The 11886-nt window shown below is 61.7% G+C and carries 11 protein-coding genes; 9 read left to right on the top strand and 2 right to left on the bottom strand.

Going from position 1 to position 11886, the window contains the following annotated elements; all coding sequences use genetic code 11:
* The 3 genes from AAC640_RS17985 to AAC640_RS17975 all read left to right on the top strand — a co-directional run.
* Positions 1-537, top strand: a 537-nt coding sequence (locus tag AAC640_RS17985; protein ID WP_340268771.1) for a site-specific integrase, incomplete at its 5' end; no start/stop codon positions are given.
* Complete coding sequence (locus AAC640_RS17980) at positions 534-1457, top strand: tyrosine-type recombinase/integrase (RefSeq protein WP_340268770.1); 924 nt, start codon at positions 534-536, stop codon at positions 1455-1457. The genes AAC640_RS17985 and AAC640_RS17980, both read left to right, overlap by 4 nt.
* The gene (locus tag AAC640_RS17975) at positions 1454-2455 is read left to right on the top strand and encodes a tyrosine-type recombinase/integrase (RefSeq protein ID WP_340268768.1); all 1002 of its coding nucleotides are present in this window, start codon (positions 1454-1456) and stop codon (positions 2453-2455) included. The genes AAC640_RS17980 and AAC640_RS17975 overlap by 4 nt, the downstream gene beginning before the upstream one ends.
* Here the strand turns inward: AAC640_RS17975 and AAC640_RS17970 are convergent.
* Positions 2450-3361, bottom strand: coding sequence for a HEPN domain-containing protein (locus AAC640_RS17970; protein WP_340268766.1), 912 nt, complete (start codon positions 3359-3361; stop codon positions 2450-2452). The two genes, AAC640_RS17975 and AAC640_RS17970, sit on opposite strands and share 6 nt — an antisense overlap.
* 459 nt (positions 3362-3820) lie before the next feature.
* Here AAC640_RS17970 and AAC640_RS17965 point away from each other — a divergent pair, with 459 nt between their 5' ends.
* Entirely contained in the window at positions 3821-4858 is a 1038-nt protein-coding gene (locus AAC640_RS17965) for an immunity protein Imm33 domain-containing protein (RefSeq protein ID WP_340268773.1), read from the top strand.
* A gap of 60 nt (positions 4859-4918) precedes the next feature.
* Here the strand turns inward: AAC640_RS17965 and AAC640_RS17960 are convergent, their stop codons facing one another.
* Complete coding sequence (locus tag AAC640_RS17960; RefSeq protein WP_340268764.1) at positions 4919-5281, bottom strand: hypothetical protein; 363 nt, start codon at positions 5279-5281, stop codon at positions 4919-4921.
* A 276-nt stretch (positions 5282-5557) separates the two neighbouring features.
* Here AAC640_RS17960 and rlxS point away from each other — a divergent pair, with 276 nt between their 5' ends.
* The 5 genes from rlxS to AAC640_RS17935 all read left to right on the top strand — a co-directional run bounded on the left by rlxS (position 5558) and on the right by AAC640_RS17935 (position 11828).
* Positions 5558-7621 (top strand): relaxase/mobilization nuclease RlxS, encoded by a 2064-nt coding sequence (rlxS, locus tag AAC640_RS17955; RefSeq protein ID WP_340268762.1) that lies wholly within the window; start codon positions 5558-5560, stop codon positions 7619-7621.
* 147 nt (positions 7622-7768) lie between these two features.
* On the top strand, positions 7769-8188 hold the full coding sequence (locus AAC640_RS17950) for a hypothetical protein (RefSeq protein ID WP_340268760.1): 420 nt from the start codon (positions 7769-7771) through the stop codon (positions 8186-8188).
* Positions 8185-8412 carry a helix-turn-helix domain-containing protein gene (locus AAC640_RS17945; protein ID WP_340268758.1) on the top strand — a complete coding sequence of 76 codons (228 nt, stop codon included), beginning with the start codon at positions 8185-8187 and terminating at the stop codon, positions 8410-8412. The genes AAC640_RS17950 and AAC640_RS17945 overlap by 4 nt, the downstream gene beginning before the upstream one ends.
* 237 nt (positions 8413-8649) lie before the next feature.
* The gene (locus AAC640_RS17940) at positions 8650-9729 is read left to right on the top strand and encodes a transposase (RefSeq protein WP_340268756.1); all 1080 of its coding nucleotides are present in this window, start codon (positions 8650-8652) and stop codon (positions 9727-9729) included.
* Between the two features lie 332 nt (positions 9730-10061).
* Positions 10062-11828 (top strand): hypothetical protein, encoded by a 1767-nt coding sequence (locus tag AAC640_RS17935; protein ID WP_340268754.1) that lies wholly within the window; start codon positions 10062-10064, stop codon positions 11826-11828.
* Positions 11829-11886: the final 58 nt, after the last annotated feature.

Below are 11886 nucleotides of genomic sequence, written 5' to 3'. Positions count from 1 at the left end.
CTCGCTGGCTGCGATCAAGGCACGGCTATGGGGCGACGGGACTATGCGATCCTCATGCTGCTAGCCCGGTTGGGGTTGCGGGCGACAGAGGTGGCGAGGCTCAGCCTCGATGATTTCGACTGGCGCGTGGGCCACTTCACGGTTCACGGCAAGGGACGCAAGACGGCGACCATGCCGCTGCCGCCCGACGTCGGTGCGGCGATCGCCAACTATCTGCAGGATGGACGCCCGCAGTCGGACAGCCGGCGCCTGTTCCTGCTCACGGTAGCGCCATATGCCGGGTTCAAGGGGGCACCCAGTGTCCAGACTGTCGCGCGTAAGGCGATCGCGCGAGCCGGCGTCATCGGCATCGCCCATCGCGGTTCGCACGCCTTCCGCCATAGCCTGGCGACCGGGCTGCTGCGGTCAGGCGCGACGCTGACCGAGATTGGCCAGCTCCTGCGCCACGAGCAGCCAGACACGACCCGGATCTATGCGAAGGTGGATATTGGCAGCCTGCGCGCGCTGGGCCACGCCTGGCTGGGAGGCGATCAATGAGCGCGCTGGATCGGGCGCTCTCTCGCTATCTGCGCATGCGGCGTGGGCTTGGCTATCGCTACGATCGGGAGGCGGGCTATTTGCGCGAGTTCGTCACGTTCATGAAGGCGGCACAGGCTACGGTCATCACGCGCAAGCTTGCCATGGCCTGGGTTACCCAGTTCGAACGTACATCCTGGCCGCAGCGGATGTCGGCGGTGCGCGGGTTTGCCCGGCATCTCACGAACATCGAGCCCCGCACCGAGACGCCGCCGGTCGGGATATTCCGGTCTCCCAAGCGCGCCCGCGCCTATATCTACACCGAGGCAGAGATCGAACGACTGCTCGATGCCACTTTGCACTGGGGTCTGGCAAAGGGCATCAACCGCTGGACCTATCGTTGCCTTTTCGGCCTGCTCGCGGCCACCGGCATGCGCATCGGCGAAGCGATGAACCTCCGGCGCGCCGATGTCGATCTCGAGGCCGGGATCCTGACGTTGCGCATGACGAAGGGCGGCAGGGTGCGGCTCGTCCCCTTGCATCCGACCGCCACACGGGCTCTCGCTGACTACGTTGCGCGGCGCGACGAGTGTCCCGCCTGCCGCAGAAGTCCTCGTTTCTTCGTGCTGCGACAAGGCCGACCCCTACGGCATCAGTACCCGCATCGGGTGTTCCTCGCCGTACTACGACGGATCGGACTGCGCGATCCCGAACCACATAGCAGGGGACCACGCATCCACGACCTCCGCCACAGCTTTGCCGTCAACACCATGGTGCGCTGGTATCGGGCGGGTGAAGACGTCGAGCACCTGCTGCCGACGCTCGCCACCTATCTGGGCCATAGCAAGATCCGCGATACCTATTGGTATCTTTCGGCCTATCCCGAGCTGATGGAGGAGGCCGTCGGCCTTCTCGAAGCACGCTGGGAGGCGGGATCGTGACCGGGTCCGCGACCTTGCCGCCGCTCATCGAGCGCTTCTTCACCCAGCGCCTCATGCAGCAGCGCAACGCCAGTCAGCACACTATCGCATCCTATCGCGATACGTTCCGGCTACTGTTCGCCTTCGCGCAGGCGAAGCTGGGCAAGCCGCCTTCCCGGCTGGATTTGGACGATCTCGACGCCCCGTTCATCGGCGCCTTCCTCGATGATCTCGAAGTGAGCCGGTCCATCGGGATCAGGACGCGCAACCTGCGACTGACCGCCATTCGCGCCTTCTTCCGTTTCGTTGCGTTCGAAGAGCCTGCTCATGCCGGCCAGATCCAGCGCGTGCTCGCGATCCCGGGCAAGCTCCACGACAAGCGCGAGGTGCATTTCCTGACGCGTGCGGAGATTAACGCCATCCTGGCTGCGCCCGATCGGGGCAGCTGGATCGGTCGGCGCGATCACATGCTGCTTCACCTCGCCGCCCAGACGGGCCTGCGGCTTTCAGAGATCATCCAACTCGACCGCGACGCGGCGGTGCTGGGACCGGGCGCGCATGTCCGATGTCTAGGCAAAGGCCGCAAGGAGCGCTGCACCCCCTTGACCCGGCAGACGCGTCATGCGCTCGCGGCCTGGATGAAGGAGGTGGGACAGCGAGAATCGACGAAGTTGTTTCCCAACATACACGGCGGCGACCTCAGCGCCGACGCCGTGCAGCGCCTGCTCGCCCGGCATGTCGCAACTGCTGCGCAACAGTGTCCGTCACTTCTCCGCAAGCGCGTCACGCCGCACGTGCTCCGGCACAGCGCGGCGATGGAACTTCTCCAGGCGGGCGTCGATATCTCGGTCATCGCGCTCTGGCTCGGGCACGAGTCGATCAAGACCACCCAAGTTTACCTGCATGCCCACCTCGCGCTGAAGGAGGCGGCGCTGGCAAGGATCAAGCCGTTCGATGGGCAGAAGGGCGGGCGATACCAGCCTGGCGATCGCCTGCTGGCATTCCTCGACGGACTATGATGCGACACCGGCTTTCACTCGCAGCCCATCTATCCACTCGCGCGATACTGCCTCGACCGTATCGCGCAGGTGGCGGACCGCGTTCGTGATAGCCTGCAGATCGTCTATGCCGATCTCGTAGCTGGTCGAGTACCGGGCCTCGACGTAAGCCCGCTTCGCCAACTCAAAGCGGCGCCGGTCGAGCTTGGTCGCCCGCGGCCAACTCTCGACCAGCCGCGGTTCCTTGTCTTCGGCCAGCGAGCGCAGGAACTTGAGGTTGTGCGAGCGCGGAACGTAGTGCGTACGGACGAGAAGGTAGCAGGTGTAGGCCCGCTCTGCCGCCTGATGCAGCGTGAAGGCGGCGTCCTTGTGATGCCCTTTGCTGAGGTAGAACGCCGCCCCCTCGAGGGCCGCGTCGACCTTCCCCAGCCAGTCCGCCAGATAGGCGCCCGCCATCTCATAGGCGTCGGTCACGGTCAGTGGCCGCGGCGTTACGAGCGTCGAGCCGGGCAGCTCGTACAGCGCGATGCCGTCGCGGGCGATGTCGACCCAAAAATATTCGCCGCGCGTCAGCCCCTCGTTCACCTCGTCGAGCGTGTGCACGATGATGTTGACCGGCCGCGCGATCGTGACATCGCGCTGGATATTGTCCTCCGCGGCGTACCAGTATTCGGCAATGTCGGTGAGGTCCTTGTGGTTCACCACGATCAGGATATCGAAGTCCGATTGGTAGCCGGTCGCCGCCTCATCGACCCAGTCGTCGCGGGCATAGCTGCCGAACAGCGCGACCTTCAGGATTTTGCCGTTCTTCTTCCACGGCTGTGTCGCGCGCGAGATCGCGACCGCGAACTCGTCCATGAGTATCTGCCGCACGCGCGCCAACTCTTCCTGCTGGACTGAGGGTAGGTGATCGACGTCGTGGCGCATCGTTCGATTGTCGCTGCCTGCGATCGAAGTAGCAAGCCCCTCCCGTGGATCAGCCCGGAAACTATGCCGCTCCGATAGCCGCTAACGCGTTGGTGACGATGGGAAAGCTGCACCCTATCAGCATAGTTCGTGGATCGGCATAAAGCCCCAAGAGCCATAATCTGAACCGGCTTCGCGATCTGGCCGAGGAACTGGAGCCGTCGCTCAAAGCCGTCTGGCCACGTGAAACCCGGTTCGAGAAGCGCTGCTATTCCCTGCTGCGGGACGCTTACATTAAGGCCAGATACTCGCGTGTCTATCGCATCACCGAGGAAGAACTCGACTGGATCGCGCAGCGCGTCGCCCTGCTGCAAAACCTCGTCCGTGAGGCTTGCGAAAGCCGCATCGAAACTCTCGCCCGGGCGGCGTGACTATCGCCCACCTCAGGCGCGTGAGGATTAATGTTTTATTGGGGTGGCGATGTTCCGATCGATAGCGGCCTTCCTGCTGGCGCCGTTCCCAGCGGCACTATTTCAAGCCATTGTGGTCACCATCTGGCCGAAGGCAGGAACGGGTGTCTTCGAACATCCCTCTTCGATGTTTGTCGCGATCTGCCTGACCTTCTACATTTTCGGATCGATGTTCGGCATCCCGCTCTGGTGGTTTCTCAGGAAACAATACTCGCCCACTTTGCGCAACCATGCCTTCATCGGGATGGTCGCCATGGTGTTTCCGGTCGTCCTGGGTTTAGGCTGGGTGGCCCTTCGCGGAGGTTTCTCAGCTTATATCGCCATCTATAACACCTCATTCTTTGCAGCAGGCGGCGCGGCGGCGGGGGCACTATTCTATCTTGTGCGGCATGCCCGAAAGGCCACGTCACCCTCTTATACCGTGGCCGATCCTCGCCCCCTTGCGGCTAACGCCCCCTATACATTTTTCCTCCCCACCGCGAACGAACTGGCGGCGATCAGGCCAGACGATCTCGTCAAACTCTTGTTCGACTATCCGCATGACACGGAGAAATGGGCGGCGGAACGCATGTGGGTGACTGTGACGAAGGCGGACGGCGATCTTCTTCGCGGCACCCTCGCCAATCAGCCAGATGAGCCAACATCCCCGCTTGTGCTGGGCAATGAAGTGGTTTTCCAGCGTCATCATGCCTTGGCTATCGAGTGGGAGCACCCCGAAACAGCGCCCGTCAGCCCAATCCAGAAGGAATATTGGGACAGATGCCTCGTCGACGATTGCATCCTCGACGGGGAAGAGCCGGTCGAGTTCATCTATCGTGAAGAACCCGACATGCAGCAGGATGGCGACACATATCCCGATAGTGGTTGGCGTATCCGGGGCCGGCAAGGTTCAGCATCCGATGCGGATATGGAAGCGCGGAAATCTTCCTATGTAGCGTTGGGAGCCGTGCTCAATAGAGACGATAGCTGGCTGCGGTGGATTGACGCACCGGTCGGCACTGCCCTGATGCGGGACTTCGACAGGGATGTTTATGTGGCTCAGGAGTAAGGCCGGTCCACATCGAACGGAAGCCATCTGCCGCGATAATCTCTCACTTCAATCTGGCCTCTAGGCCGCCTCTTTCGATTCGATATCCAGCACCAACTGCCGCCCGTCATCCTGCGCTTTCGCATGGATCGGGCACAGCGTCCTGCTGCCGCAGGCGAGCGTCATCCACGCGATTTGTCCGTCGATCCGCGCACGATCATGCCGCCCTTCGCGCATGATCCTGATGATCGCCTGCCCTTCCACCGCGAGCGCAAAATGGCAGCGCCCGCTGCCAATATCATGATGGCCTTTGAGCAATGTTCCGTCGGAAAAGGCGAAGGAAAAGCCATCCGTCACGGCGCTGGCGGGCAGGTCGAGAATCGCCCCGACATCGCCGCTGAGCCTTAGCCTGCCGCCATCCATTGCCTCGATCTGCACGCCCATGCCTGGCCCTTTCCCTGAGAATCGGAATGGGCCCGAGAATAGAACATATGGGGAACATAAGGAAGAGGTGCCGGGTAGGGAGATGCGCGCAAGATAAAGGCCGGCACGCTTCGTCGCATCTGCCCGGCCAAGCCCTTGTCTGCACATCCTTTTTGCTGGAGACGGCCTGTCTCCCTGAGGAGATCGAACCGGCACTGCTTGCTCGCAAAGCTGCGGAAAAGCGTGACTTTTGCGCGAGATACTTGAGGTCGTGGGGCTGTCCTCGCCATATCCTCGATGATGGCACAGGATGACGATAGCTTCGAGCCCCGCGTCGGGCGTTCGCGGCGCGACAGCGCCCGCCCGCCGCGTGCGCCGAGGCTGCGGTCGGAAATCATGAAGCAGGTGGCGCGGCGCGGCGGCAATCCACGCCGGCTGGGCGATGCTGGTGGCGGTGCTCGTCCCCGCACCGGCCGCTTCAATGCGCGGGGCCGCGGCGCCCGGATCGCGGCCGCCGTGCCGCGTGGCTCGGGCTGGTCCTTCGACCGGGGCCGCGGCATGCGCGTGCGGCCCCGCCGCGTGACGGTGAAGGCGCGGGTGGTGAAGCTCGCCGGCAAGGCGGGTGCCGTGGGTACACATCTGCGCTATCTCGAACGCGACGGCGTCAGCCGCGAGGGAGATCGCGGACGCTTCTACTCGACCTTTGCCGATGAAGCCGATGCTCGTGCCTTTGCCGAGCGTGGGGTGGACGACCGCCACCAGTTCCGGCTGATCGTCGCGCCCGAGGATGGTCCGGCCTTCGATCATCTGCGCGATGTCACCCGCGACCTGATGGCGAAGATGGAAGAGGATCTGGGCACGACCCTGGACTGGGTGGCGGTCGATCATTTCGACACGGGACACCCCCATAGTCATATCCTGATCCGGGGCATCACCGAGGACGGCAAGACCCTCAATATTGCGGGCGACTATATCGCCCATGCCATCCGCTACCGGGCATCGGAAATCATGACCCGATCCCTGGGTCCGCAAAGCGAGATCGAGGTGCGCCAGCAACTCGAACGCGAGGTCGATGCTGAACGCCTGACCCGGCTCGACCGGATGATGCTGGCCCAGGCGAAGGATCATGTCATCGATCTGCGCCATATGGAGGGACAAGCCGCGCTCGATCCCGGCCATCAGCAACTGCTGGTCGCCCGTGCGCGGGTGCTGGAGCGGATGGACCTGGCGGAACAAGCCGGGCCGCTCTCCTGGACGCTCTCTCCGCAGATGGAGCAGACGCTGACCGATATGGGCATGCGCGGCGACATCATCCGCCTCATGCACCGGGAGATGACGAAGGAGAAGGAAGCGCCCCACATCGATGCCCAACGTTATGTCGTCCATGGCGTCGACGGTGTAGCCTCACAGATGACAGAACCGGTCATCGGCAAGGTAGTGAAACGGGGCGCTGCCGATGACGATCATGAGCGGCGCTACCTCATCGTCGACGGCATCGACGGGCGCAGCCATTATGTCGATATCGGCACCAGCGCCGAGCCGACGCCGATTGGTGGCATGGTGAGCCTGATGCCGAGGCAGGCCGAACCTCGCATCGTTGACCGCACCGTTGCGGAGATCGCGCAGGCCTATGCTGGGCGTTACAGCGTCGACATCCACCTTTCCCATGACGCCATGGCGACCGAAGAATTTGCCCAGACCCATGTCCGGCGGCTGGAAGCCATCCGCAAGGCGACCGGCAAGCCGGAACGCGACGCGGACGGGACATGGAAGATCGGTCCCGATCATCTCGACACCGTGCGCGCCTATGAGCAGAGGAAGCTCAGGGCCGAGCCGGTGAAGGTCGAGATGCTGTCAGCAGCGCCGATCCTCCAGCAGACTGGCATCCATGCTGCGACCTGGCTGGACCGTGAGCTGACGGCCATCGACAAAGCGCCCATCGCTAATAGCGGCTATGGTCAGGAGGTGCGCAAGGCATTGGCGCTGCGCCAGCAATGGCTGGTGGAGCAGCAACTGGCCGAGCGGCAGGGCAATGATGTGATCTACCGCCGCAATCTGCTGCGCATCCTTCGGGAGCGCGAAGTGCGGGCCGTGGCGGGGCAGCTGTCGAAGGAGCTGGGCCTGCCCTTTGCCGAAACCGTGCCGGGCGAGCGGGTGGAAGGGACGCTCACGCGCAAGGTGAACATGACCTCCGGGCGGTTCGCTCTGATCGAGCGCAGCTATGAATTTACCTTGGTGCCCTGGCGCGACGAGCTGGAGCGGCATGTGGGGAAGCAGCTTTCCGGGCTCATGCGCGAGGATCGGCCGATCAGCTGGACCATCGGCCGGGGCCGCGGCGGTCCCAGCATCGGCGGCATGTGAGTCCAATCCGGGCCGATCTGGGCCGATCTGCTCCATCCCCAAACAGAAGCCGGACAGCGATACTCGTCCATGGCAGCGGATCGCTTCTGTGTCCCCCCTTGCGCCGGGCTGGTCCGCTGCCACCGGACATCCCAAACAGGCTACCCCATGAAGAGCTACAAGACCCGGCATCAACTGTTCCTGCCCGAGGAGATGAGCAGGCGGCTCGAGCATCTGGCGGCAAGTTCGGGCCGGGCACGATCGGAAATTCTCGTCGAAGCGCTCGATGCCTGGTTCAACCGGCGGCAGGCACCGAAGTCCGACGAGGCCATTGGCATTCGCCTGACCAGGATCGAGCGCAACATCGACTGGCTGCGGCGCAACCAGGCGCTGGTCTGGGAAGTGCTGGCGCGTATGGTCCGGCATCAGCTCACCACCGGGGCCATGACCCCGGTGAACGCCGCCGCGCAGGCTAAAGGTGCCAAGCTGTTCGCCGAACTGATTGATGAGATTGCCGATCGGTTCGCGGGCAAGGCTGCCCCGGCAACCGACGATCCCATCACGCGAAAGCTGAGGAGTTTGCAATGAGCCGTGACCATCGACCGCTGAAGAACACGGGCCTGCCGCCGCAGGACAGGATCGAGCCGATCACCGTGCGCATTCCTGATGCCTGCCGGATGCTGGGAATCCGACGCAGCAAATTCTATGAGCTCATCGCGGAGGGCGAGATCAGGACGCTCAAGCTGGGTAGCGCGACACTGGTGCCGGTCGAGGGGATCAGGGCGTTCGTCGGGCGGCTTGAAGCTGGCTGACCTGAAAAGCAGCCGGCCGTCTTGCGCCAATTCCCGCCGCTCAATTGAAATTTCTGGGTGCTGCGAAGCCGACGTTCGCAGGCTGGAGCCACACTAGCGGACTGGAACATCTCGTTGGACGGGTTCTGGAGCAACGACAGCTAGATAGCTGACATCCCAGCTGGAGACCCGCAAAAACCGGTGGCGTTTCGGCGGCGGTGGTGATTCATTGATCGGGAGCGATCATGGAGGACCGTTGTGGATCCCAAGTCCCTGTTCAGTTTGAGCGACCATCTCGATGCGCTGAGCAAGGAGGGCGATCCGCTCGAGGTTTTGCAGCAGACGGTAGACTTCGAGTATTTCCGCGCCTGGTTGGTTGAGGGGCTCGGCTACGGCGATGGTGCCAAGGGCGGCCGACCGGCGTTCGATCCGGTTATGATGTTCAAGGCGTTGATCCTGCAGGCGCAGCACAACCTCTCGGATGCACGGATGGAATTCATGATCCGGGATCGCCTGAGTTGGCTACGCTTCCTTGGGCTGTCGCTCGGAGACCGCACGCCGGACGAGAACACGATCCGGCATTTCCGCAACCGTCTAACCGAGACCGGAACGCTTAAGCGGGTGATGAAGGCCTTCGACTGGCAACTCCAGAAGAAGGGATACATCCCGATGTCCGGGCAGATTGTCGATGCCTCGCTGGTGCCCGCGCCGAAGCAACGCAATACCGAGGGCGAACGCGAGGCGATCAAGTCGGGCAAGAGCGCGAAGGAGATTTGGCCAGACGAGCCGAACAAGGCTGCGCAGAAGGACACCGATGCGCGCTGGACGCTCAAGATCGGCGGCAAGGTGCGTCATCGCGAGGACGGCACGCCGTTGCCCATGATTGCCCTGCCGGTCTTCGGCTACAAATCGCATATCAGCATCGACCGGCGTTATGGCTTCATCCGGGAGATGGCGGTCACTTCTGCATCGGCCGCGGATGGGCGTTTTCTTCGCCACGTCGTGAGCACCGATAACACCAGCTCCGAGGTCTGGGCTGATAGCGCCTATCGCTCGAAGCGTAACGAGAGGTGGTTGTCTGATCGGATGCTCACATCCCGAATTCACCGGCGCAAACCCAAGGGCAAGCCCATGCCGAGAGCGATCGCCAGGGCCAACGCCGCAAAGTCGTCGATCCGGGCCCATGTCGAACATGTCTTCGCGCATCAGAAGAACCGGTTCGGGCTGTTCATCCGCACCATCGGCTTGGCCCGTGTCGAAGCGAAGCTCACCCTTTGCAACCTGGCCTATAACTTCAACCGGCTGATCTTCCACGAAAGCCGCGAAAGCATGGGATGACTCTGCCTGAAACCCGGAGGATCGGGGGCAAACCGCTCAAAATGACGCCGGAAAAGACCAGCGGCGCGCCCACTATGGCCGGGCAGCATAGGAGGCGGTCCGCGCCACGGCGACCTGCCTCAAACTACCCGGTTTTTGCGGGCCTCCAGCTACGAGGCTCTATGTCCGCACGGCGCCCAAACACAAGGCGGGTGGATGTTTTGTCGGGTGCAGCAGACGAGACGGAGATCGTAGCGGGGGAGTAAGTGATGCCAAAATCGCGGGGGCGAAAGCCTAAAGGGCGGATCGCAGCGCCGCCGCCTGGTAGTCCGAATAAGATAGTCTTTCAGAAAATGGATTTGGGCATCGGGGAACGACACGAGGAGTTCAAGCAGGCCATCCTCAAATCCGCCCGCGAGGACGTTGAGAAATATCCGGCCCTTCTCGATCAATTGTTCGGTGTCCTGAAAGAGCGCATGCCAGAAAGCGTCATAGCGACGTTCGCCTTTTACGGCACTCGCGCGGCGATAAACAACAAGGGCGAAACTCGGACGCTGACTAAAGGTATCGAGCAGCATCACATCGAGCTGCTTCAGGGCATAGCTCTCACCTTACCAGTTGCCCAATGGGGCGAAGCTCCCTCCACGGCCGACGTCTTGCAGACCGTGTTCGATAGCGTGCCGCAGATATCCGATACGATTTTCAAACGCCGCCTGATCGCTGAAGCAGACGAAGTGGATGACGGCCAAAAGGCCCTGATGGCGCTTCAGGAGAAAATCAGGCTGCACACACAGGCGGTCAGAAACTGGGGATATTTCAGCGAGGTCAAACAGATTTGCCGCGAGTTGTACTCGTCGCTGGACGCTAAACTGGAGGCGGCGGCGGGATATACCTTCAGCGATATTCTCGAAGTGTCCGAGAGCGTCCTGACGACGATCGAGCAGCGCGGTAACGACTACATGAACGCATTGAAGCGGGTGCTCAGCGCGCGAGATGGCAAGACTATGGTTGAAAATTATTTCCGAGAGTTGCCTGATCTCGTCGGTACTCCAGAGGGCTTGCTCGGTGCGATACCGGAAGGAACTTCGCGTGAAGGCGTTATGGGCTTCTTGATGTCGCATGCGGACCTGCGGCATTCAGCGGATATGTCCGTTACCGCCGCTGAAATTGCCGCGATGACGGGTAAGGAGGAAGAACGGGTCGAGCGCATATTGCGGATGCTTTCGATCGAACCAGGAGAACTAGCCGACCATAAAATCGAACACATATTTCTCTCCAATCCAGTCTGGGCTCGCCCCGGAATTTATCTGGGAGGCAGGTATATGTTCGTTATGCCGCAGGCGATCTTCAGCCACATTAATGAGATCATGTGGAATGTCGCGACCTCAGCGAAGATCGAAAACGATTTGTCGGATCGTCGCGCGACCTATCTCGAAGATAAAACGGAATCGGTGATCCGATCGGTCCTGCCTACGGCAGCAATCACAAAAAATGCAAAATGGACGGCCGGTATTCAGCAGTTCGAAACGGATATCATCGCCGTGGTCGACAGAACGGTGTTCCTTGCTGAGGCGAAATCTCATCGATTGACCCCTCAGGGGCTGCGGGGTGCGCCCGACCGGCTTAAGCGACATTTGAGCGACATGGTGGTCGCGCCATCGATTCAATCCGAGCGTCTGGCCAGCCACATCGTCGCGGCGCGCGCGGGTGATACGGACAGCCTCAGGATTACGCAGTCTCTCAGTTTAGATGCGGAAAAGGTCGATCAAATCATTCGGATATCGCTGACGCTCGACGACCTGTCGGTTCTTAGTTCATCGGAAGACGAGCTAGCGAAAGCCGGGCTCATCCCTGACGGGCACAAGCTGGCTCCAGCGATGCATATCGCCGACCTTTGTTGCATCGCCGATATGCTCGATGAGGAAATCCCGTTCCTTCATTACTTTTCGGAGCGCTTCCACTTCCAAAAGCATTTCGAAATTTTCGGAGACGAGCTGGATTTCCTCGGCGTCTATCTGTCCACAGGCTTCAATCTTGGGGCGGAGCGAGACGATTTTCATCGTCTGATGGTGTCGGGAATGTCTGGCATCATCGATCGGTATTATACCAACCACCAGTGATGCTGACTCACGAGGGGGATTCCCAAGGCGGTAAATTTCTGAATCTATGGCTTCTCGT

The organism is Sphingobium mellinum, assembly GCF_037860795.1.
Lineage (GTDB): Bacteria > Pseudomonadota > Alphaproteobacteria > Sphingomonadales > Sphingomonadaceae > Sphingobium > Sphingobium mellinum.
The sequence above is the reverse complement of the archived record's forward strand: the minus strand, read 5'-3'. Positions and strand labels throughout refer to the sequence as shown.

Bases quoted from the DNA above. Each gene is read 5' to 3' on its own strand.
- AAC640_RS17980 (WP_340268770.1), top strand. From the start codon at position 534: ATGAGCGCGCTGGATCGGGCGCTCTCTCGCTATCTGCGCATGCGGCGT.
- AAC640_RS17970 (WP_340268766.1), bottom strand. From the start codon at position 3,361: ATGCGCCACGACGTCGATCACCTACCCTCAGTCCAGCAGGAAGAGTTG.
- AAC640_RS17965 (WP_340268773.1), top strand. From the start codon at position 3,821: ATGTTCCGATCGATAGCGGCCTTCCTGCTGGCGCCGTTCCCAGCGGCA.
- AAC640_RS17960 (WP_340268764.1), bottom strand. From the start codon at position 5,281: ATGGGCGTGCAGATCGAGGCAATGGATGGCGGCAGGCTAAGGCTCAGC.
- rlxS (WP_340268762.1), top strand. From the start codon at position 5,558: ATGATGGCACAGGATGACGATAGCTTCGAGCCCCGCGTCGGGCGTTCG.
- AAC640_RS17950 (WP_340268760.1), top strand. From the start codon at position 7,769: ATGAAGAGCTACAAGACCCGGCATCAACTGTTCCTGCCCGAGGAGATG.
- AAC640_RS17945 (WP_340268758.1), top strand. From the start codon at position 8,185: ATGAGCCGTGACCATCGACCGCTGAAGAACACGGGCCTGCCGCCGCAG.
- AAC640_RS17935 (WP_340268754.1), top strand. From the start codon at position 10,062: ATGGATTTGGGCATCGGGGAACGACACGAGGAGTTCAAGCAGGCCATC.